Origin of the sequence: Pseudocitrobacter corydidari (genome assembly GCF_021172065.1) — a bacterium.
Lineage (GTDB): Bacteria > Pseudomonadota > Gammaproteobacteria > Enterobacterales > Enterobacteriaceae > Pseudocitrobacter > Pseudocitrobacter corydidari.
In genome coordinates this window covers 2,159,130-2,178,947 of record NZ_CP087880.1, presented here as the reverse complement: position 1 = coordinate 2,178,947, position 19,818 = coordinate 2,159,130, and the positions used below count along the sequence as shown (strand labels likewise).

Below are 19,818 nucleotides of genomic sequence, written 5' to 3'. Positions count from 1 at the left end.
GATGGTTATTTATTTAATGCTGCACGCGCTTCGGCAAGTTCAGCTTTCGCTTCTTCCAGTTTTTTACTTTTTTTGCCGATTTTTTCCTGGTTACCCGTTTCGCGGGCTTCCTTTAATTCCTCAGTGCGTTCTGCAACTTTTCGCTCTTTTTCCTGAATTTTATCTTCGCGATCTTTACGCAAAGAACTCTCGGTACAGTTACGATTAACCTCACTCAATGCTGTTTCAAGACCATTGACGCGGTGCTGGTTGCCGTGGGCTTTGGCGTAATCGATCTGTCTTTCAATTTCCTGTTTTTTGGCCGCACAACCGGTTTGCGCTGCGGCATGCGCGGTGGTAGCAAAAAGAGGTGCGATAAGAAGTAATGCAGGGATGAATTTTTGGGTAGAAAACATTGTTATGTGCCTTTATGACGTTGAATAAATAAATTCTTTGTGCAGGAAGTATATAAATTCTTTACCTGAACGTAAATGCAATCGCGAGGCGGCGGTACCCGCATGGTGATAAAGTTTTTTTTCATTAATGTTTAATTTACTGGCCGCTCTTTTTATCGTCTTTTCTCTGCGAATCGCATAGGTTAAATGGAGCTCTTCTCGGGTTAACTTTGTCAGGCTTAGGTGCTGAGCAATGTAACGTAATAAGCTTTCCGGCTGATAAATGACGGCGGTTAATTGTTTAATATTATTAATGGATTCTTTCAGGGAGAGGGTGCTGAGTTCTGAAAGTAGGCGGGAACAAAGATCATTACCGCTAAGAATAAGAATTCGGTAGTCCTGCGTGATCTCACTTTCAACAATGGCGGTGCGTATCGCTCTCAATGATGGATAAGAACTGGGATCTAAAATAGCTAAATGCTGGCTAAGCGTAGAGTGGGGGAAAATGGCTTTACAGGCAATGTGCAGATAGGCGTTATTGCTGAATACGAGCAACTTCATTGACTCTGGATCTCCATACTTTTCTTTTTCCAGCCTCATTTTGAGTAACCCCCCGTGTGGAAGACGCAGGAATTCTATGTCTCTGCTCAAAACCCTGCAATCAGAGGGGTTTGTCAACGCGTTATTCTGACGATGGCGTTTTGGCAGGATTAATAAACGTGAGGAGGTTAGAAGTTGCGTAGAATGTCTGCAATGGTGTTTTTCTGAACATAATTTAACATACGCAGATGCACATATTTTTGGATATCCTGGCGCGTAACACGAGATAAATACAGCTATGCGTTAAAACCAAAATACTTTCATGGAGTTAGCTTTATACTCATTTTATTTTTTTTTGCATACCAGGAATATCCTAATCAAAAGCCTCTCAATGGGGGTGATATGGAGATGAAACTGCCCGATGCGAACGCTACCGGGCAGGGAAGTGGATGTGTGAAGCCATTATTTATAAATGGTCGCTGTACCAAACATCTTGTTATTGCCGCTCGCGGATTCCACAACGAAACCTTTTGCCCCCTCTTTCTGGGCTTTTTCCGCGAGTTTTGCTTCCAGATCGTCTAGCGAGCTGGCACCTGAGGCAGAAACCGTACCGGCCGGGCGGAGTTGCCCGGTGTTATCACCATCAAGAGGTTGCGGAGCGGCGACGGCTGAGAAGGTAACGACGGCAAACGCGCCTGCCACAAGCAGGGCGAGACTCTTCTTCATAAGAACATCCTCCAGTTACGACGGGGTAACCCAGTAAGTGTAGGCGGTGGTGAAGAGGCGTTATCCGCAAAAAATCGCGCAAGACAGGTGGCTTTTTTGAATGAATTAAGTTGACGAAATACTGACAAATCAGCCACATACAAGTGGCTGATTTTAAAGCTATCGGCGAGCGTCCGGGCGGATGAGATCGAAGCGATGCGCTTCATCAATGGTGTAGTAGGCGGAGGGCCCGCCGGCGCGTAGCACCGGTTTTGCACGGGCTGTTTGATAGATGCCCTCTTCGAGCAGGGACTCAGCGATATGAATACCGACCACTTCGCCCAGCACCAGCCAGGTGTCAATGGCTGCGCCGTCGGCGGAGGTCAGCTGAATGCACTGTGATAACCGACACTCGAAATTGACCGGGCTTTCTGCCACGCGCGGGGCGTTAACGAGATGGCTGGGCGCGGCGGTTAAGCCCGCGCGAACAAATTCATCTTCCCCGTGCGGCAACGTGGCGGAGGTTTCATTCATGGCGACGGCGAGATCCTGCGTGGTCAGGTTCCAGACGAACTGTTTGGTTTCCATGATATTCTGCACGCTATCTTTCCAGCCGCTGCTGGCGAAGCCGATAATCGGCGGGCGATAGTTAAAGCAGTTGAAGAAACTATAAGGCGCGAGATTACGTTTTCCCTGCGCATCCTGCGAGGATATCCAGCCGATTGGGCGTGGCCCGACGATGGCGTTGAGCGGGTCATGCGGCAGCCCGTGTCCCTGTGAGGGTTCATAGAAATACATAGCGTACCTGTTATTTGCAAAGGTATTCCAGACTCCCTTATTTACCGCGCCGCCGTCAACGGGTATCTTACGCCGCTTAAGACAGGAGAAAGTCATGAATGCCCAAAAACCGGGTCTACACCCGCGTAACCGTCACCATAATCGCTACGACCTTACCGCACTGTGTCAATCGTGCCCGGAACTGCGTGAATTTATCACCCTGAATCCGGCTGGTGAGCAGACCATTAATTTCGCCGATCCGCAGGCGGTGAAGACCCTGAATAAAGCGCTGCTGGCGCATTTCTATGGCGTCAGTTCGTGGGATATTCCTGACGGTTTCCTGTGCCCGCCGGTTCCGGGGCGTGCGGATTACATCCACCACCTGGCCGATCTGCTGACAGATGAGAGCGGTAACGTGGTGCAGGGCGCGAACGTGCTGGATATCGGCGTGGGCGCAAATTGTATTTATCCGCTGATTGGCGCGCATGAGTACCGCTGGCGCTTTACCGGCAGCGAAACGCATCCCCAGGCGTTTGCCAGCGCCCAGGCGATTGTCAGCGCCAACCCGTCGCTGACCCGCATGATCCGCCTGCGCCGTCAGAAAGATAATGAATCCATGTTCAACGGCATTATCCATAAGAATGAGCAGTATGACGCCACGCTGTGCAACCCGCCGTTCCATGATTCCGCCGCAGCAGCGCGTGCAGGTGGCGAGCGTAAGCGCCGTAATCTCGGCCAGGATCGCAACGATGCGCTGAACTTCGGCGGTCAGCAGCAGGAGCTATGGTGTGAAGGCGGCGAAGTGGCGTTTATCAAGAAGATGATTGCCGAAAGCCGCGACTATGCCCGCCAGGTGATGTGGTTCACTTCGCTGGTGTCGAAAGGGGAAAACCTGCCGCCACTTTACCGCGCACTGACTGACGTCGGCGCGGTGAAAGTGGTGAAAAAAGAGATGGCTCAGGGGCAGAAGCAGAGCCGCTTCATTGCCTGGTCCTTTATGAACGACGAGCAGCGCCGCCGCTTCCTGACGCGTAAACGCTAGAGCGTCGGTTCAGCGGGCGGCAGCCCCGCATCCGGCGGGGCCGTGTTCGCGGGTGCGGGGAGCACCTGATAGGTCTGCACCGGCGGGCGCACGCCCGCCAGATCAAAGTGTTTTTTCACCATGCTGTCCAGCGCGAAGCGCACCGACCACTGTTTCAACGGCAGCGTGGTAAAGGTGACGCGCAGCGTAAAGGCGGTATTGGTGAGCCCGACGATCCCGGCAAACGACGGCTCGCCAATAATCAGACCGCGAATATCCTCCATCTGCATTAACTCATCCACCGCATCCTTCAGGGCCTGATTGGCTTTCTCAGTTTCTTCATGGCGGTCAACATCGTAGTTCGCTACCACGGATCCAATGCCGCGCACAAAGTTGGCGAAGGTAGTGATAGAGGACCACGGAATAATGTGATACGCCCCGGTATCCTGACGCACGCCCACAGAACGAATCGACATGCGTTCAACGGTGCCGGTAAGCGGCCCGATGGTCACCAGGTCGCCGGTGTTCATGCCATTTTCAAACTGAATAAATACCCCGGTAATAATATCCTTCACCAGGGTTTGCGCACCGAACGAAATAGCCAGGCCCAGTGCCCCGGCACCGGCTAATAGCGGTGCGATGTTAACGCCTATCTCAGAGAGCAGGATCATCACCGTGATGGTGCTGATTACTACCGCCAGCGCGTTACGGAACAGCGTCAGCAGTGTACGCGTGCGCGCGCTGGGCAGCGGACGACCATGAATATCCGAGGCCAGTCGGTTCTCAATCAGGCTGGCAAGCACCGTCCAGCCGACTGCCGAGAAGAAGAGAATTAAGGCGATGCGGATCAGCACATCCACCGTTTTCTCGCCTGTGCCCTGATGCAGCCAGCTCCAGAAATCGAACAAGCCCCAGGCGCTGAGCAGCAGCATGACTGCCACACAGACAACCAGCGTGCGCGCGGTTTTCAGCGCGCCGGATAACCAGCCGTTAAGCCGCTTTTGCAGTTCCGGATAATTTCGCTGTGTCTCCGGCGAGAGGGTGATGGTTTTGGCTATCCAGCGCGACAGAATGCCAGAAATAAAAGCCGCAATGCCCATGATTGCCAGGCTTTTCACCGATGCGCCCATCATAAATTTCAGGCTGTTGCCCGGATCGAACAGGGAAAAGAAGAACAGCACAATGAAGTAAGCGCTCGCCAGCCAGTGCCAGACCAGCGCAAACGCGCGAATGAACAGGCTGAAAAACGCCAGCGAGCGGTCGGCAACTTGTAGTAAGCCGTCGGTAATTGCTTTTTTGTTATGAAAAATCAGATACAACGCCCACAGCGTAATGGTCAGCATAATCACCACGTTCGCCATCGCGCCCGCCTGTACATTGACCTGGTTGGAGATAATCGGCACGGCGACCACCAGCCCGTAACCAATTAAACTGCTCAGCGCGCTAAGGCGTAAGTTCCAGTAATGCGCGGTTTGGTCGGTGATGGCAAAAGGGCGAAGATCCGGCACGCGCGGGCAGAAAATGAGGCGCAGCAAGGCTTTGAAAAACTCAATCAGCGCAAAGGCGTTGAGGAACAGACTCTGCTGGAAAGCGATGGTGCTGTTTCCGCCATTTAAATTGTCGCTCAGTAGCTGACCGATAAACAGCGTCAGCGCCAGCAGCAGTAAATCGATAATCAGCGCGCCGGTGATCATCGCCGGAAGCTGCAACCAGTTGCTGCGGTCACGGTTCTTGTGCCGCCCCCAGCGCCCCATTTTGCGATACAGCGGCAAGGCGCACAGACGCACCAGGCCATAAAAAGCAAAGACCAGCGCCGCCAGCATCAGAAAATGGGTGACGGCATTGAAGAAGGTCGCCGTGTGAAACGGTTTATGTGGCGCGGTCGAGATGTTGCGCCATAGCTGGGCGAAACGGGTCGAGAACTCGCCGCCGTAGTGACGCGTTATATCGGTCACGTTCTCCAGCACCGTTTTTTCCTCTTTCACATCGGGTGGCGTCAGGGTCGGCGCGGCTTCCGGAGGGGGCGTGGCGGCAGCGTGGCGTAGCTGTTCAATCAGCTCTTTGCGCGACGCGTCGTTTTCCAGTACATCGGCAAGCGCAGAATAGGCCGCTTTTTTCTGCGCGGCGTCGGGCTCGCTGGCGGTAGTATCGCTGGTGGTCGATGTTACGCCGGGGATGGTTACCGCATGCAGCGGTGCGCTGATAAGAGCGAGCAAAAACAGCAGGATGTATGGCACGAGTCCCTCCGAAAGCAACAATCACAAAGGGTTAAGTATAGATTGCGAGGGGAAGGGGGAGGGATTTTGAGAGAAATACGGGGCTCGGACAGTTCCCTCTCCCTTGAGGGAGAGGGCCAGATGAGGGGGAAAAGCCCGCACGCTTGCGCGAGCTTAAGCCTCAAGAAACGTGCTGCAAAAACTCCTGCAAACGCTGGCTCGGTGGATTTTTCACCAACACCTGCGGGTCGCCATCTTCGGCAATACGGCCTTTATCGATAAAGATCAATCGCGATGCCACTTTCTCGGCAAAGCCGATTTCATGGGTCACGATAACCATCGTCATGCCTTCTTCCGCCAGATCCTGCATTACTTTCAGCACTTCATGACGCAGTTCCGGGTCAAGGGCCGAGGTCGGCTCATCAAACAGCATCATCTTCGGTTTCACCGCCAGCGCACGGGCAATCGCCACGCGCTGCTGCTGGCCGCCGGAGAGCTCAGACGGGTAGTGATGCGCGCGTTCCGCGAGGCCCACTTTCGCCAGCAGCTCTTTCGCCAGTTTTTCCGCCTCTGCCTTTTGTGTACCGCGTACGCGCAGTGGGCCGAACATCACGTTCTCCAGCGCCGTCAGGTGCGGGAAGAGATAGAACTGCTGGAACACCATCCCGGCTTCCTGACGAATCAGGCGCTCATCCACTTTCGGGTCGTTGACCTTCAGCCCATCGACAATCAGATCGCCGCTGGTGATCTCTTCGAGCTTATTAATGCAGCGCAGCAGCGTGGATTTACCGGAACCGGACGGCCCGATAATCACCACCACTTCGCCCTGTTTCACGTTGAGGTCGATATTGTGCAGCACCTGGGTTTTGCCAAAGTGCTTGGAAACGTTTTTAAATTCAATCACAGGATTTTCATCCTTCTTTCAAGAATGCGAAGCACGATGTTCAGTACCTGAGTAATGATCAGGTAAATCACACCGACGGCGGTCCAGATTTCCAGCGCGCGGAAGTTACCGGCGATAATTTCCTGGCCGCTGCGGGTCAATTCGGCCGCGCCGATAACGATAAACAGCGAGGTATCTTTGATGCTGATAATCAGCTGGTTACCCAGCGCAGGCAGCATGCGGCGAACCGCCAGCGGCATAATCACATGGCGAATGGTCTCGCGACGAGACAGGCCCAGCGCCAGCCCGGCTTCGCTGAAGCCCTTATGAATCGACAGCACGGAACCACGGGTAATTTCCGCGATATAGGCGCCGGAGTTGATCATGATGGTGATCACGGCGGCGGAGAAGGTATCGATGCGAATATCCGGGAAGGCCATCGGCAGGGCGAAGTAGATATACATCACCTGTACGACGATTGGCGTGCCGCGAATCACTTCGATAAAAACAAGGGCAATGTGGTTTGAAATCCAGCCGCCATAGGTACGGGCTAAACCGGCCAGCAGACCGATAACAATACCCCCGGCGAGGCCAAGGACCGAAATCCACAGAGTCATTTTGGCGCCATCCAGCAAAATTGGAATGGCCGGCCAGATGACGCTCCAGTCAAACTGCATAATGTGTTCCTGTTACCGTGGTGGAAGAACAATAGCTCACTAAAAGGGTGCGCTAAAAAACGTGCCCGGTGCGCAGTGCGCAACCGGGCACGGTAATCTCAGTCAATCTTATTTAGGCTCAGTACCGAACCATTTTTTGTAGATTTCGTTATAGGTGCCGTTTTCACGCAGGGTTTTCAGCGCGCCGTTCACTTTTTCACGCAGTTCGTCATTGCCTTTGGAGAAGGCAATGCCGTAGTCCTGTGCTTCCAGTGAGTCACCTACCGCTTTAAACTGGCCGTTGCCTGCGGTTTTGATGAAGTAAAGAATATTCGGGGTATCGTGCAGCACGGCGTCAGCGCGGTTGGTGCCGAGTTCCATGTACGCGTTATCGATGTTCGGGAACTGACGCAGATCTTTGGTTTTGATATTGGCTTTCGCGTAATCCACGGAGCCGGTACCGCTCTTCACGGCAACCACTTTACCGTCCAGATCTTTCACGCTTTTCACGTCGTTGTTGTTGGCTTTGACCATCACCAGCAGGCCGCTTTTGTAGTAACCGTCAGAGAAGTCGACCGCTTTTTTGCGCTCTTCCGTGATGGTGATACCGGCCAGCGCCAGGTCAACGTTTTTGGTTTGCAGTGCCGGGATGATGCCGCTGAAATCCATTGGTTTCAGGGTGTAGTCCAGTTTCAACTCTTTGGCGACAGCGGCCCACAGGTCAACGTCGAAACCGACGTATTTATCGCCCTGTTTGAACTCAAACGGAACGAACGCCGTATCGGTTGCCACAACCAGTTTCTTCTCAGCAGCCTGAGAGGAGACGGCAAACGCCAGGGTAAGTGCAGCCAGGGAAACTTTAAACAAAGACTTCATAACATTTCCTTTTATATCCACGGGGCAATCCCCTGCGAGAACGTACGAGCTATGAAAGAATCATGCCAACTTTTCAACTTATTGTTTTTCAACAAAAGAGAAAGCCAGTGATGCACGATTTCGGCGACTGACAGACCCGATTGCACCATGATGGGGCTTTGTGATGGTGCAGTATGCCTGTTTCGCAATTCATGCTGTTTTTTAACGCAAGTGGCGGTGATAAAACAATCTTTTATTAACGATTGTGTGAAGTGATTATTACAAATAGTTTACTTAGGCGAGGGTTTTTAACAGAAGGGCGCACCCGGATGGTGCAAACCCCCTCATCTCCCCGATGAGGGGGTAATAAGAATAACCTATGGTTATTCGATGTTAGCTTCGATGAACCACAGGAATTTATCCAGATCGCGTGAAGCCGCAGTTAAGATATCCGCAGTGTCTTCATCTTTCGCTTCTTCGATGGCTTTACGCACGTCGTTAGCGACGATTGCGTAACGGTCAGCCAGCTCTTTCAGGTGATCCTGAACGGTGTGGATGTCCAGCGGGTAGCTTTTCAGCGGGGTTTTGCTGTTGATGACCTGGGTTGTACCCAGCGCCACGCCGCCCAGCTGTACGGCACGTTCAGCCATGGTATCCAGATGATCGGTAAGCGCAGTCCTGAAGCCATCCAACATTTCATGAACGGCAATAAAGTTAGCTCCGCGCATATTCCAGTGGGCCTGTTTGGTAATCAGAGACAGGTCAATGAACTGGATCACCTGGCGATTCAGCAACTCGACAGTGGCTTTTTTCTCGCTGTCAGCGACATCGTTGCGGGTATAAAGCAGATTGGATGCTTTTGATTTGACCAGTTTAGCGGTACTCATAATCTCATATCCTCTTGATGTTGTGCGTTCCAGTATTAACTGGCAATAAGTATAGCACCGACTTCCGGATAGAAAATTCTGACTCTGCCTATCGGTCTAATAGCGACATTAAGCTTTAACTTACATACCCGTCATACTTCAAGTTGCAGATGCGTTGGCTGCGTTCGTTCACCCCAGTCACTTACTTGAGTAAGCTCCTGGGGATTCTCTCACTTGCCGCCTTCCTGCAACTCGAATTATTTAGGGTACATCTACTTTCTGAATTTTTGTTTCGCGACGCATGGTGAGCGTTGACCCCATCGACGCGGCAATAATGGCCGCCAGCGCCAACGTCTGCGTGCCCGTCAGCGTTTCGCCGAGGAAGATCATCCCTGAAATAGCAGCCAGGCCGGGTTCGAGGCTCATCAGGGTGCCGAAGGTGCGCGTCGGTAAGCGGGTCAGGGCCAGCATTTCGAGTGAATAGGGCAGGGCAGTTGACAGCACGGCAATGGCCAGGCCGACCGGCAGAATAGACCAGTGCCAGCTCACATCAACAGACTGCAATACGCCAAGCGGCACAAAAATGACGGCTGCAATTAAAGAACCCATCGCCACCGTCGCCGGGCCATGTTCCGCACCGGCGCGTTGGCCGCTTAATATATAGATGGCCCAGCCTGCGCCTGCGCCAAGCGCCAGCAGCGCGCCGGTAAGATCGACATGCGCCACGTCCTGACCCAACGGCAGCAGGAACCAGAGGCCGAGCACGGCGAGGATAACCCAGATAAAGTCCACCGCGCGGCGAGAGGCGAACAGCGCAACGGCCAGCGGCCCGGTGAACTCCAGGGCAACGGCAATCCCCAGCGGAATGCGCTGAATAGAGAGATAGAACATATAGTTCATTGCGCCCAGCGATAGCCCGTAGAAAAGCAGCGGCAGACGTTGCTCTTTAGCAAAACGCAGTCGCCACGGCTTAAAGACGATAACCAGAATCAGCGTGCCAAGCGCCAGACGCAGGGCGGTGACACCCGGTGCGCCAATTAACGGAAACAGCGACTTAGCGAGTGATGCGCCGCTCTGGATGGAGAGCATCGACACGATGAGAACAAACACGGGCATCCATGCGGGAGATTTGCGGAGCAAGCCAGACATCTTTTTCCTGTCAATTTGTGTCAAACGGAGTAAAAAAAGCAGTGTAAATGAAATACCAGGCTACGGTTGAGGAATTGTTGAAAAAAATCCGCCCGCGAAACGTTAGAATGTCCTTAGTCGATGGATTATTAATCTGTCAAACTAGGAATTATCTGGAATAATGTGATGAAATCACTGTGTGATACTAGTCTGGTATTCCGGGAAAACCTGTGATGTTTGAAAGAGATAACCCTGCCCGGAAATTTTTAGTTACATCAAAGGCAGGTTTAGACATCACAAGTTCGAAAGAGTTTCCTAACAATTTTTGATATATTTAAAACTTACGGATTTACTTGAAGCACATTTGAGGTGGTTATGAAAAAAATTGCATGTCTTTCAGCACTGGCCGCTGTTCTGGCTGTATCCGCAGGTACCGCAGTAGCTGCAACTTCTACCGTTACTGGCGGTTACGCTCAGAGCGATATGCAGGGCGTTGCTAACAAAGCTAACGGTTTCAACCTGAAATACCGCTATGAAATGGACGACCAACCGCTGGGCGTTATCGGTTCCTTTACTTACACCGAAAAAGACCGTAGCTCCAGCGACAACAACTACCATAAATCACAGTACTACGGCATCACCGCAGGTCCTGCTTACCGTCTGAACGACTGGGCAAGCATCTACGGCGTAGTAGGTGTTGGTTACGGTAAATTCCAGACTGCTGATCTGCCGAACAAACACGACACCAGCGATTACGGTTTCTCTTACGGTGCGGGCCTGCAGTTCAACCCGATCGAAAACGTTGCTCTGGACTTCTCTTACGAGCAGTCTCGCATTCGTAGCGTTGACGTCGGCACCTGGATTGCCGGTGTTGGTTACCGCTTCTAATCACTTCGGTGATATGAAAAATCCGCCCTTGTGGCGGATTTTTTTTGCCTGTTTTTTTGCCGGGGGCGCTGCGCTTGCCCGGCCTACAACCGCATCGATTCGTAGGCCTGATAAGCGAAGCGCCATCAGGCATGGGTTAACGACTCTTCGTTGTAAACAGGTCCGTCCCCAGATGGTTGTAATCTACCTTCTGCAACTGGAAGTTGGTGATGTACACCGGCCCTGCCTTCTGTTCTGAGATAAAACGATAGCGCTGGCTAATTTCTTTCGCTTTGATGCCCGTCCATTGGGCGAAGAACCCAAGGAAATCATTCGCTGAACGTCGCGCCTTAATGACCTTATGCGCCTTGTCATCGCTCGACAGCACCATAAAGGGCACCTGGAAATTCTGCTGGAATTTATCGTCGTGCGCCAGGTACTGCACCTCTTTTCCGCGCTCTTTAAACGCCAGCCCGTGATCGGAGAAGTACACCAGCGAGAAGCTGTCGCCGCTGTTGCGTAGCTGATCGTACAACTGGCGCAGCAAGTCGTCGGTTTGCGTCATGGTATAGAGATAGCAAGACGTCTCTTTCGATTGCACAAACACATCATACTTGCCGTGCGTGCGGTCGCAGGCCTGCGGGTGAGAACCCATCAAATGCAGCACGATGAGCTGCGGCTGAGTACGCTGCGACGCGAAGACCTGCGCGGTCATCTTCAACAGCGCCGTGTCCTGGGTGTTTTTATCCGCTTCAAAGTCGCCGCTTTTGAGGAACTGCACTTCATCTGCGCGTTTGGCGATGCTGGCGATGGCGGTGTCATACTCACCGATTTGCCCCTGGTTGGAGAACCACCAGGTCTGGAAACCTGCGCGGTTAGCGAGGGTAACAAAGTTATCCTGATACTGCGGTTTACCATCGACGACGCGGTTAAGGGTCAGCCCCAGCGATTTCTGCGTTGAACCGCTGGCGGCGATGTAATCGTTAAACAGATAGCCATTCACCGAACTGGCAAACGGCGTGTTGTCCCAGTGGCCGCCAAATGCGCCCATCGCATCGCGACGCGCGCTTTCACCAATCACCACCACATAGGTGTGATATTTCGGCTTCACGGCGGTCACCGTCCAGGTATCCTTCATTTGCGCGAACTGCGCCATGCGCTGCTGCTCGTCAATCACTTCGTTATTGTTAACGATGACGTCTTTCACGAAGCGAAATGCCGGGTAGCCGGTATCTTTGAGCTTAAAGACACCGCCCCACGCCAGGTTTTGAATCGGCTGCACGAAGAAGGTGCCGACGCTGAAGATCAGGCACAGGGTTTCCATTTTACCCCAGCGTTTTACCGGGCTTGCCTTGCGGCGCACGGCAATGACGCCAAGGGCAAAAATAAACAGCGCCACCAGATAGCTGTACCACGGGAAGATGGTAAACATCTCGGTGGATTCTTCGACGTTTGTCGAATGCAGCGCCAGCAGGGTATTAAAGTTCGGCGCGCCGTAAGCCTGGCTGAACGGAAAATAGAGCGCGGCCACCAGAGAATAAAGACCCAGCACCACTTTCTGGACTTTTGGCGCGGCTCGCCACACTAAATGGAGCACGCAGGTAAATGCCACCGCATACAACAGGCTGAAGGGGTAGCCCAGCGCCAGGTTGATCAGCAGTGATTGCAGGAAATAGAGTCCCGTCCACGGGCTCAGGGTGATTCCACGGGCGGCGAGAGTTTCTTTCAGCGTGACATTCATAAATCGCAACTATAAAAACGCCATGTGCGTCCCCTGGCGTCAAGGGGCTTTTTTGCCGGACATTATTGCGTAAAGAGAAGGGGAAGCTCCGCAACTGCGAGCCGCAAAAGTGCAGGGCCGCACGAAGATAAAGCGCGCGCTGTTTTTGGTCAACTACCCATAACGAAATGTTTTGCGAAGGCGATTACAAAAGCGGAAAAAATGTGGGGTTTTTGAGCATGACAGGGAAGTCTGCCAGAGAAAAATGACAGAAAAATGAAGCGGCGTACCGCGACGCCGCATTAGTTAGGTTTGTTGTCCTGCTGGGGTTTGCTGTTGATCATGTCGCACAGCATGTTAACCAGCATTAAGCGGACTTTAAAAGGAGAGTGACTAAACACGCGTAAACACCTCTTGAATTCGTTCATGGTAACCTCCTGCTTTTGCGCTCGTCGTTCCGTGATGAGTGATTGCATTACATACAGATATAGCACAGGCTATATTTTATAGCTATGGCTAAACGTTAAATTTTTGTACTCAGAGCACGATCCATTACAATGGGGGCAATTTATAAGATGCTTTGACGCGTCACACCGATGAGGAAGTGCTATGAACCGCCGCGCAGGTAAGCCAACAACAAAAAAAGTGACGCAGCTGGTGAATGTGGAAGAACACGTTGAAGGCTTCCGTCAGGTGCGGGAAGCGCATCGCCGCGAGCTGATTGATGACTATGTTGAGCTGATTTCCGATTTGATCCGCGAAGTGGGCGAGGCGCGTCAGGTGGATATGGCCGCGCGGCTCGGCGTGTCACAGCCAACTGTCGCGAAAATGTTAAAACGTTTGGCAGGCGTGGGACTTATCGAGCAGATCCCGTGGCGCGGCGTTTTCTTAACGCCTGAAGGCGAGAAGCTGGCTCAGGAGAGCCGCGAGCGTCATCAGGTCGTCGAGAGCTTTTTACTCGCGCTGGGCGTCAGCCAGGACACCGCCCGCCGTGATGCCGAAGGCATTGAACACCATGTCAGCGAAGAGACGCTGGACATGTTCCGCCAGTTTACCCAAAAACATGGGCAGTACGTTGAATGACACCTCCTTTTATTCGGTCGCTGGCGCGCGATCGTTTTCTGCATCTGTTGCTGCTCATCGGCGTCATCCTCACTTTTCTGGTTCCGTTTGCGCCGGCGCGTTGGCCCGCAGCGATTGACTGGCACACCATCATCACCCTGAGCGGTTTAATGCTGCTCACCAAAGGCGTTGAACAGAGCGGCTATTTTGATGTGCTCGGGCGTAAGATGGCGCGGCGTTTCGTTACCGAACGACAGCTGGCTATCTTTATGGTGCTGGCAGCGGCGCTGCTATCGACCTTTCTGACCAACGATGTGGCGCTGTTTATCATTGTGCCGCTCACCCTGACGCTAAAAAAATGGTGCGCCATTCCGGTTAACCGGTTGATTATTTTCGAGGCCCTGGCGGTGAACGCCGGTTCACTGCTGACGCCCATCGGCAACCCGCAGAATATTTTGCTGTGGGGCCGATCCGGCCTGAGCTTCCCGGCCTTTACGTTGCAAATGTTGCCGCTGGCGCTGGCGATGATGGCGACGCTGCTCGTGCTGTGCTGGTGCTGTTTCCCGGCGAAAAAACTGCAATTTCAAAGCAGCGATGCCACACCGTCATGGCGGCCAAAGCTGGTGTGGTGCTGCCTGGCCTTCTATCTGGTTTTTCTCGCGGCGCTGGAGATGAAGCTCGAACTATGGGGGCTTGTGTGCGTGGCCGTGGGCTTCCTGCTGCTGGAGCGGCGTGTGGTTTATAGCGTCGACTGGACCCTGCTGCTGGTCTTTATGGCGATGTTTATTGATGTGCATCTGCTGACGCAACTGCCGGCATTGCAGCATTCGCTGCATGGCGTCGGGCAACTGTCGGACGGTTCTTTGTGGCTTACGGCGATCGGCCTCTCGCAGGTGATCAGCAACGTGCCGTCAACGATTTTGCTGCTGAACTATGTGCCGCCTTCTGTTCTGCTCGCCTGGGCGGTGAACGTCGGCGGTTTTGGCCTGTTGCCCGGATCGCTTGCCAACCTGATTGCGCTACGTATGGCGAACGATCGCCGTATCTGGTGGCGCTTCCATCTCTATTCTCTGCCCATGCTGCTGTGGGCGGCGTTGACAGGTTACGGCCTGCTGCATCTCCTCGGTCACCTTTAATCTTTCGGACAGGCTCACAAAACGTGAGCCTTTTCGTTGCGCCGCGCGCCGCTTTCTAATATGACTAGTCATATATGTTATTTGACTAGTCATATTTTGAGGGCGTCATGATGAATACACTGCCAGCTAATTTTCTTTGGGGAAACTCTGTTTCCAGCATGCAAACTGAAGGCGCATGGAATGAGGGCGGGAAGGGGATGTCGGTGTATGACATTCGCGAGCCGAAAGAGAACGCCTCTGACTGGAAGGTTGCCACCGATAGCTACCATCGCTTCGAAGAAGATTTTGATTTAATGCAGGATTTGGGCATGAACTGCTATCGCTTCCAGATCGCCTGGAGCCGCGTTTGCCCGGACGGCGACGGTGAGTTTAATGAAGAAGGTATCGCGTTTTATCAACGCTTTATCGATGGGCTTATGGCGCGCGGCATCGCGCCGATGATTTGCCTCTATCACTTCGACATGCCGCTGGCGCTGGCGGAAAAATACAACGGCTTTACCGATCGTCGGGTGATGGACGCATTCATCCGCTACGGCAAAAAAATGATCGACTGCTTTGGCGACCAGGTGACCTGGTGGCTCACCTTCAATGAACAGAACCTTTACCATATGCCGGAAGCGTTTTTGATTTCCGGTTATATGCAGGGTGAGAAAACGTTGCGCGAGCTTTACCAGATTCAGCACCACGTGATGATGGCGCACGCGCATCTCACGCACTATCTGCATGAAACCAAACCCGGAAAACTGATGGGCGGCATGTTGGCGCACGCCCAGGTGTACCCGGCAACCTGCAAACCGCGCGATGTGTTCTGCGCCCGTCAACTCGACGAATTCTTCAACCAGAATCTGCTACGCGCGTTTGCGGGGCAGGGCTACAGCCCGGAAGTGATGGCGTTTGTCGAACGCGAAGGTCTGCGTGATATCTATCGCGAGGAAGACCTCGCCGCGCTTGCGACGCTCAAAAATGATTATATGGCCTTCAGTTACTACGCCAGCCGTACGCTGAGCAGCGATCCCATCCCGCAAGGTACTGCCGTCAATAACTATATGCTGTTTGGCGATACGCCCAACCCACACCTCAAAGCCACTGAATGGAACTGGCAAATCGATCCGCTTGGGTTCCGCAGCATCATTACGCGATACTATAACGACTGGCGTCTGCCGGTCTTCCCGATAGAGAACGGCATCGGGGTGATTGAATCCTGGGACGGCGAAACGCCCGTCGCCGATGATTACCGCATCGCCTATCATCGCGACCACATCAATGCTATGAAAGAGGCCATTTTTGAGGATGGCGCACAGGTGATAGGCTATCTGGGCTGGGGGTTAATTGATATTCTCAGCTCCCAGGGCGACATGCGTAAGCGTTATGGCGTGGTGTATGTGAACCGGGAAAACCATGATTTGAAAGATTTGCGCCGCGTGCCGAAGAAAAGCTACGCGTGGTTGAAGCGGGTGATTCACAGCAACGGCGAAGAGATGTAACACCCATTAAGGAGCGGAAGATGGCGGCGAAGTACCTCTCCATCGCACAGGAAATTAAGCAGCGTATTCAGAGCCAGCGTTATCCGGCGACGGAGCCGCTGCCCGATCAGCTGGCGCTGGCGGCTGAATTCAACACCAGCCGCATGACCATTCAGCAGGCGATGCGCCAGCTGATTGTTGAAGGCATTATCTACGCGCGTCAGGGGCAGGGGACGTTTGTGCGTAAAAACTTCCGCCAGCTTTCGCAGTGGGATGTCGCGGGCAGCGACTACTTCGGCGCAACGGAAACCTGGCGGCACCTCGGCGAGGTGACAAGCCAGGTGATTGCCTTTGAGGTGCGCTTCCCGAATGAAAAAGAGCAAGCCTCGCTGCTGATGAGTGCCGATGCGCCGGTCTATGATTTTATTCGCTTGCGTTTAGTGAACGGTGAACCGATTTCGCTGGATATGACGGTGATGCCGGTTGCGCTGGTGCCGGGGCTCAATAAATCACATCTGGAAAGTTCGGTATTCCGCTACGTGCGCGAGACGCTGGGCTTGAAGATGATGGGCTCTTATCGCGTGGTGCGAGCCTGTAAGCCGGATGCTCGCGACAGAGAGTATCTCAACTGCGACGAGACCGATCCGGTGCTGGAGCTGGAGCAGGTTATTTATCTGGAAGACGGTACGCCGCTGGAGTATGCGCACTGCCATTATCGCTATGACCACGGCGGGTTTGTGATGGTGAATAATGGGTGAGGGTATTACCCCAAAAAAATGGCGAAGCATCAGCTTCGCCATTTTTGCATCTGAACCGAATCAGTTCAGACGAATCGGAATACCGGCACGGCTCTGAATCGCCTGGTTCAGCACGTCCTGGTCTACGTCAGACTGAGAGGTCACTTTCTGCACAGAAGAGTTCAGCGTAACCGGAACAGTTTCACCGCCTTCGAACTGTGCTTCGGTCGTAGACAGTGGGTTGTGAACTTCGATGAAGCGGCTGCCATCCGGTTCGGTGGTCGCTTTCACCGGCTCATCAATAAACTGAACGCGGGTGCCGACCGGCACACTTTCGAACAGGAATTTGATGTCTTCGTTACGCAGACGCACACAACCGTGGCTCACACGCAGGCCGATACCAAAGTTGGCGTTGGTGCCGTGAATCGCATACAGGCGGCCAATATACAGCGCGTAAAGGCCCATCGGGTTATCCGGGCCAGCCGGAACCACTGCCGGCAGCGGGTTGCCTGCTGCGGCATATTCTGCGTGCATTTTTGCCGTCGGCGTCCATGTCGGGCCTGCTTTCTTACGCTCTACTTTGGTGGTCCAGTTGATCGGGGTGTCTTTCCCCAACTGGCCAATACCGATTGGCAGCACGATCACGGTATTCGTGCCTTTCGGATAGTAGTACAGACGCATTTCCGCGCTGTTGATGACGATACCCTCATGCACGGTATCCGGCAGAATCAGCTGCTGCGGAATGGTCAGCACGGTGCCGCCTTTCGGCAGATACGTATCCACGCCTGGGTTCGCTTCCAGCATATTGGAAAGACCCATCTGATACTGCGCCGCAAAGTATTCCAGCGGCTGCTTGTTATTTTCAGGGATGGTGATCACCTGATTCTGACCAATGACACGACTACCATCCGTCGGTAACGGATATGTCACTGCGGATGCGGTTTTACAGAAGCCAACGACTGCAAGCGCCGCAGCGAAAAGTGTTGTTAATTTCATGTTCATGTTGTTCGAGATATCAGTGCCACTCAGGCTGTGGTTGGAAAATCGGATGTATGATGGAAGCGCATTATATGTGCATTCCCGGCAACAGGGAATTCGGATGTGTACGAAATCACATTTTTTTCACTTAGGTGACAGTTTAGCGCGTTACGAAGGCGGGCGATTTTAATTCGGAATTGTGGCATAATAGGCGGTTTGTCACATTCCTCAGGATACTTCCGTGTTAGTTACCAGCAACGTTACCATGCAGTTTGGCAGTAAGCCGCTGTTCGAAAACATCTCCGTCAAATTTGGCGGCGGCAACCGTTACGGCCTGATTGGCGCTAACGGGAGCGGCAAATCCACCTTTATGAAAATCCTCGGCGGCGACCTTGAGCCGACGCTGGGCAACGTCTCTCTCGACCCGAACGAGCGCATCGGTAAGCTGCGTCAGGATCAGTTCGCCTTCGAAGAGTTCAGCGTTCTGGATACGGTCATCATGGGACACGGTGAACTGTGGGAAGTTAAACAAGAACGCGATCGCATCTACGCGCTGCCGGAAATGAGCGAAGAAGATGGCTATAAAGTGGCCGACCTCGAAGTGCTCTACGGCGAAATGGACGGTTATTCCGCCGAAGCGCGTGCCGGTGAACTGCTGCTGGGCGTGGGGATTCCGCTGGAACAGCATTACGGCCCGATGAGCGAAGTCGCACCTGGCTGGAAACTGCGTGTGCTTCTGGCGCAGGCGCTGTTCTCTAACCCGGATATTCTGCTGCTCGATGAACCGACCAACAACCTGGACATCGACACCATTCGCTGGCTGGAGCAGGTGCTGAACGAGCGCGACAGCACCATGATCATCATTTCGCACGACCGTCACTTCCTGAACATGGTCTGTACCCACATGGCGGATCTCGACTACGGTGAGCTGCGCGTCTACGCCGGTAACTATGACGAATACATGACTGCCGCGACCCAGGCGCGTGAGCGTCTGCTGGCCGATAACGCCAAGAAAAAAGCGCAGATTGCTGACCTGCAATCCTTCGTCAGCCGCTTTAGCGCCAACGCCTCTAAATCTCGCCAGGCAACGTCCCGCGCGCGCCAGATTGATAAAATCAAACTCGACGAAGTCAAAGCGTCCAGCCGTCAGAACCCGTTCATTCGTTTTGAGCAGGATAAGAAGCTGTTCCGTAACGCGCTGGAAGTGGAAGCGCTCAGCAAAGGCTTTGATAACGGCCCGCTGTTTAAAGGCGTTAACCTGCTGCTGGAAGTGGGCGAGAAGCTGGCGATTTTGGGGACCAACGGCGTCGGTAAATCCACGCTGATGAAAACCCTGATGGGCGATTTAACGCCGGATCACGGTACGGTGAAATGGTCCGAAAACGCGCAAATCGGCTACTACGCGCAGGATCATGAATTCGAATTTGAAAATGACCTGACCGTCTTCGAATGGATGAGCCAGTGGAAACAGGAAGGCGACGACGAACAGGCGGTGCGCAGCATTCTTGGTCGCCTGCTGTTCAGCCAGGACGATATCAAGAAACCAGCGAAAGTACTTTCCGGTGGTGAGAAAGGTCGCATGCTGTTCGGTAAACTGATGATGGAAAAACCGAACGTGCTGGTCATGGATGAACCGACCAACCACCTGGATATGGAATCCATTGAATCGCTGAACATGGCGCTGGAAATGTATCCGGGCACGCTGATCTTTGTTTCCCACGACCGTGAATTTGTGAGCTCACTGGCGACGCGCGTGATTGAAATTACGCCGGAGCGCGTGATTGACTTCACCGGTAATTACGAAGATTACCTGCGTAGTAAGGGTATCGAGTAA

Annotated in this window: 20 protein-coding genes; 7 read left to right on the top strand and 13 right to left on the bottom strand. The window is 53.3% G+C overall.

The window, feature by feature from the left end; genetic code table 11:
* Window positions 1–5: 5 nt before the first annotated feature.
* The 4 genes from G163CM_RS10120 to G163CM_RS10105 all read right to left on the bottom strand — a co-directional run bounded on the left by G163CM_RS10120 (window position 6) and on the right by G163CM_RS10105 (window position 2,417).
* Window positions 6–395: a DUF1090 domain-containing protein gene (locus G163CM_RS10120; protein WP_231827956.1), complete on the bottom strand. Its 390-nt coding sequence runs from the start codon at window positions 393–395 to the stop codon at window positions 6–8.
* A 12-nt stretch (window positions 396–407) separates the two neighbouring features.
* Window positions 408–974 carry a hypothetical protein gene (locus G163CM_RS10115; protein ID WP_231827954.1) on the bottom strand — a complete coding sequence of 189 codons (567 nt, stop codon included), beginning with the start codon at window positions 972–974 and terminating at the stop codon, window positions 408–410.
* Window positions 975–1,376: 402 nt separating this feature from the next.
* Window positions 1,377–1,640 carry a DUF1471 family periplasmic protein McbA gene (mcbA, locus tag G163CM_RS10110; RefSeq protein WP_231827953.1) on the bottom strand — a complete coding sequence of 88 codons (264 nt, stop codon included), beginning with the start codon at window positions 1,638–1,640 and terminating at the stop codon, window positions 1,377–1,379.
* 159 nt (window positions 1,641–1,799) lie between these two features.
* Entirely contained in the window at window positions 1,800–2,417 is a 618-nt protein-coding gene (locus G163CM_RS10105; protein WP_231827947.1) for a flavin reductase family protein, read from the bottom strand.
* A gap of 94 nt (window positions 2,418–2,511) precedes the next feature.
* Between G163CM_RS10105 and rlmF the strand changes: the two genes are divergently transcribed.
* A complete protein-coding gene (gene rlmF, locus G163CM_RS10100) occupies window positions 2,512–3,438 on the top strand; it encodes a 23S rRNA (adenine(1618)-N(6))-methyltransferase RlmF (RefSeq protein ID WP_231827945.1) in 927 nt (308 codons plus the stop codon).
* Here the strand turns inward: rlmF and ybiO are convergent.
* The 6 genes from ybiO to rhtA all read right to left on the bottom strand — a co-directional run bounded on the left by ybiO (window position 3,435) and on the right by rhtA (window position 10,042).
* Window positions 3,435–5,654 carry a mechanosensitive channel protein gene (gene ybiO / locus G163CM_RS10095; protein ID WP_231827943.1) on the bottom strand — a complete coding sequence of 740 codons (2,220 nt, stop codon included), beginning with the start codon at window positions 5,652–5,654 and terminating at the stop codon, window positions 3,435–3,437. The genes rlmF and ybiO overlap by 4 nt on opposite strands.
* A gap of 160 nt (window positions 5,655–5,814) precedes the next feature.
* Window positions 5,815–6,537 (bottom strand): glutamine ABC transporter ATP-binding protein GlnQ, encoded by a 723-nt coding sequence (glnQ, locus tag G163CM_RS10090; protein WP_015965207.1) that lies wholly within the window; start codon window positions 6,535–6,537, stop codon window positions 5,815–5,817.
* Window positions 6,534–7,193, bottom strand: coding sequence for a glutamine ABC transporter permease GlnP (gene glnP, locus G163CM_RS10085; RefSeq protein ID WP_015965206.1), 660 nt, complete (start codon window positions 7,191–7,193; stop codon window positions 6,534–6,536). Before glnP ends, glnQ begins: the two co-directional genes overlap by 4 nt.
* A 108-nt stretch (window positions 7,194–7,301) precedes the next feature.
* Window positions 7,302–8,048 carry a glutamine ABC transporter substrate-binding protein GlnH gene (gene glnH / locus G163CM_RS10080; RefSeq protein WP_015965205.1) on the bottom strand — a complete coding sequence of 249 codons (747 nt, stop codon included), beginning with the start codon at window positions 8,046–8,048 and terminating at the stop codon, window positions 7,302–7,304.
* Between the two features lie 362 nt (window positions 8,049–8,410).
* Window positions 8,411–8,914: a DNA starvation/stationary phase protection protein Dps gene (gene dps, locus G163CM_RS10075; protein WP_015965204.1), complete on the bottom strand. Its 504-nt coding sequence runs from the start codon at window positions 8,912–8,914 to the stop codon at window positions 8,411–8,413.
* Between the two features lie 240 nt (window positions 8,915–9,154).
* Complete coding sequence (gene rhtA, locus G163CM_RS10070) at window positions 9,155–10,042, bottom strand: threonine/homoserine exporter RhtA (protein ID WP_231827940.1); 888 nt, start codon at window positions 10,040–10,042, stop codon at window positions 9,155–9,157.
* 354 nt (window positions 10,043–10,396) lie between these two features.
* Here rhtA and ompX point away from each other — a divergent pair, with 354 nt between their 5' ends.
* Entirely contained in the window at window positions 10,397–10,909 is a 513-nt protein-coding gene (ompX, locus tag G163CM_RS10065; protein WP_015965202.1) for an outer membrane protein OmpX, read from the top strand.
* A 136-nt stretch (window positions 10,910–11,045) separates the two neighbouring features.
* Here the strand turns inward: ompX and G163CM_RS10060 are convergent, their stop codons facing one another.
* Together G163CM_RS10060 and mntS are read right to left on the bottom strand one after the other, a co-directional pair.
* The gene (locus G163CM_RS10060; RefSeq protein WP_231828356.1) at window positions 11,046–12,629 is read right to left on the bottom strand and encodes a phosphoethanolamine transferase; all 1,584 of its coding nucleotides are present in this window, start codon (window positions 12,627–12,629) and stop codon (window positions 11,046–11,048) included.
* A 281-nt stretch (window positions 12,630–12,910) separates the two neighbouring features.
* Window positions 12,911–13,036, bottom strand: coding sequence for a manganase accumulation protein MntS (gene mntS, locus G163CM_RS10055; protein WP_015965200.1), 126 nt, complete (start codon window positions 13,034–13,036; stop codon window positions 12,911–12,913).
* A 181-nt stretch (window positions 13,037–13,217) separates the two neighbouring features.
* On the opposite strand from mntS, the gene mntR reads away from it, so the two are divergent.
* The 4 genes from mntR to G163CM_RS10035 all read left to right on the top strand — a co-directional run bounded on the left by mntR (window position 13,218) and on the right by G163CM_RS10035 (window position 17,027).
* Window positions 13,218–13,691 (top strand): manganese-binding transcriptional regulator MntR, encoded by a 474-nt coding sequence (gene mntR / locus G163CM_RS10050; protein ID WP_015965199.1) that lies wholly within the window; start codon window positions 13,218–13,220, stop codon window positions 13,689–13,691.
* Complete coding sequence (locus G163CM_RS10045) at window positions 13,688–14,806, top strand: anion transporter (protein ID WP_231827934.1); 1,119 nt, start codon at window positions 13,688–13,690, stop codon at window positions 14,804–14,806. Before mntR ends, G163CM_RS10045 begins: the two co-directional genes overlap by 4 nt.
* Window positions 14,807–14,913: 107 nt before the next feature.
* Window positions 14,914–16,290, top strand: a complete 1,377-nt coding sequence (locus tag G163CM_RS10040) for a glycoside hydrolase family 1 protein (RefSeq protein WP_231827932.1) — start codon at window positions 14,914–14,916, stop codon at window positions 16,288–16,290.
* 20 nt (window positions 16,291–16,310) lie between these two features.
* Window positions 16,311–17,027 carry a GntR family transcriptional regulator gene (locus G163CM_RS10035; protein WP_015965196.1) on the top strand — a complete coding sequence of 239 codons (717 nt, stop codon included), beginning with the start codon at window positions 16,311–16,313 and terminating at the stop codon, window positions 17,025–17,027.
* Window positions 17,028–17,087: 60 nt separating this feature from the next.
* On the opposite strand, the gene ldtB is transcribed toward G163CM_RS10035, so the two are convergent.
* Window positions 17,088–18,008 carry a L,D-transpeptidase gene (ldtB, locus tag G163CM_RS10030; protein WP_231827931.1) on the bottom strand — a complete coding sequence of 307 codons (921 nt, stop codon included), beginning with the start codon at window positions 18,006–18,008 and terminating at the stop codon, window positions 17,088–17,090.
* 217 nt (window positions 18,009–18,225) lie between these two features.
* Between ldtB and G163CM_RS10025 the strand changes: the two genes are divergently transcribed.
* Entirely contained in the window at window positions 18,226–19,818 is a 1,593-nt protein-coding gene (locus G163CM_RS10025; protein ID WP_231827929.1) for an ABC-F family ATPase, read from the top strand.

Coding starts and splice junctions, on each gene's coding strand:
- G163CM_RS10045 (WP_231827934.1), top strand. CDS start 13,688: ATGACACCTCCTTTTATTCGGTCGCTGGCGCGCGATCGTTTTCTGCAT.
- G163CM_RS10115 (WP_231827954.1), bottom strand. CDS start 974: ATGAGGCTGGAAAAAGAAAAGTATGGAGATCCAGAGTCAATGAAGTTG.
- ldtB (WP_231827931.1), bottom strand. CDS start 18,008: ATGAACATGAAATTAACAACACTTTTCGCTGCGGCGCTTGCAGTCGTT.
- G163CM_RS10035 (WP_015965196.1), top strand. CDS start 16,311: ATGGCGGCGAAGTACCTCTCCATCGCACAGGAAATTAAGCAGCGTATT.
- G163CM_RS10120 (WP_231827956.1), bottom strand. CDS start 395: ATGTTTTCTACCCAAAAATTCATCCCTGCATTACTTCTTATCGCACCT.
- G163CM_RS10040 (WP_231827932.1), top strand. CDS start 14,914: ATGATGAATACACTGCCAGCTAATTTTCTTTGGGGAAACTCTGTTTCC.
- rlmF (WP_231827945.1), top strand. CDS start 2,512: ATGAATGCCCAAAAACCGGGTCTACACCCGCGTAACCGTCACCATAAT.
- G163CM_RS10105 (WP_231827947.1), bottom strand. CDS start 2,417: ATGTATTTCTATGAACCCTCACAGGGACACGGGCTGCCGCATGACCCG.
- rhtA (WP_231827940.1), bottom strand. CDS start 10,042: ATGTCTGGCTTGCTCCGCAAATCTCCCGCATGGATGCCCGTGTTTGTT.
- mcbA (WP_231827953.1), bottom strand. CDS start 1,640: ATGAAGAAGAGTCTCGCCCTGCTTGTGGCAGGCGCGTTTGCCGTCGTT.
- dps (WP_015965204.1), bottom strand. CDS start 8,914: ATGAGTACCGCTAAACTGGTCAAATCAAAAGCATCCAATCTGCTTTAT.
- mntS (WP_015965200.1), bottom strand. CDS start 13,036: ATGAACGAATTCAAGAGGTGTTTACGCGTGTTTAGTCACTCTCCTTTT.
- G163CM_RS10060 (WP_231828356.1), bottom strand. CDS start 12,629: ATGAATGTCACGCTGAAAGAAACTCTCGCCGCCCGTGGAATCACCCTG.
- glnP (WP_015965206.1), bottom strand. CDS start 7,193: ATGCAGTTTGACTGGAGCGTCATCTGGCCGGCCATTCCAATTTTGCTG.
- ompX (WP_015965202.1), top strand. CDS start 10,397: ATGAAAAAAATTGCATGTCTTTCAGCACTGGCCGCTGTTCTGGCTGTA.
- glnH (WP_015965205.1), bottom strand. CDS start 8,048: ATGAAGTCTTTGTTTAAAGTTTCCCTGGCTGCACTTACCCTGGCGTTT.
- mntR (WP_015965199.1), top strand. CDS start 13,218: ATGAACCGCCGCGCAGGTAAGCCAACAACAAAAAAAGTGACGCAGCTG.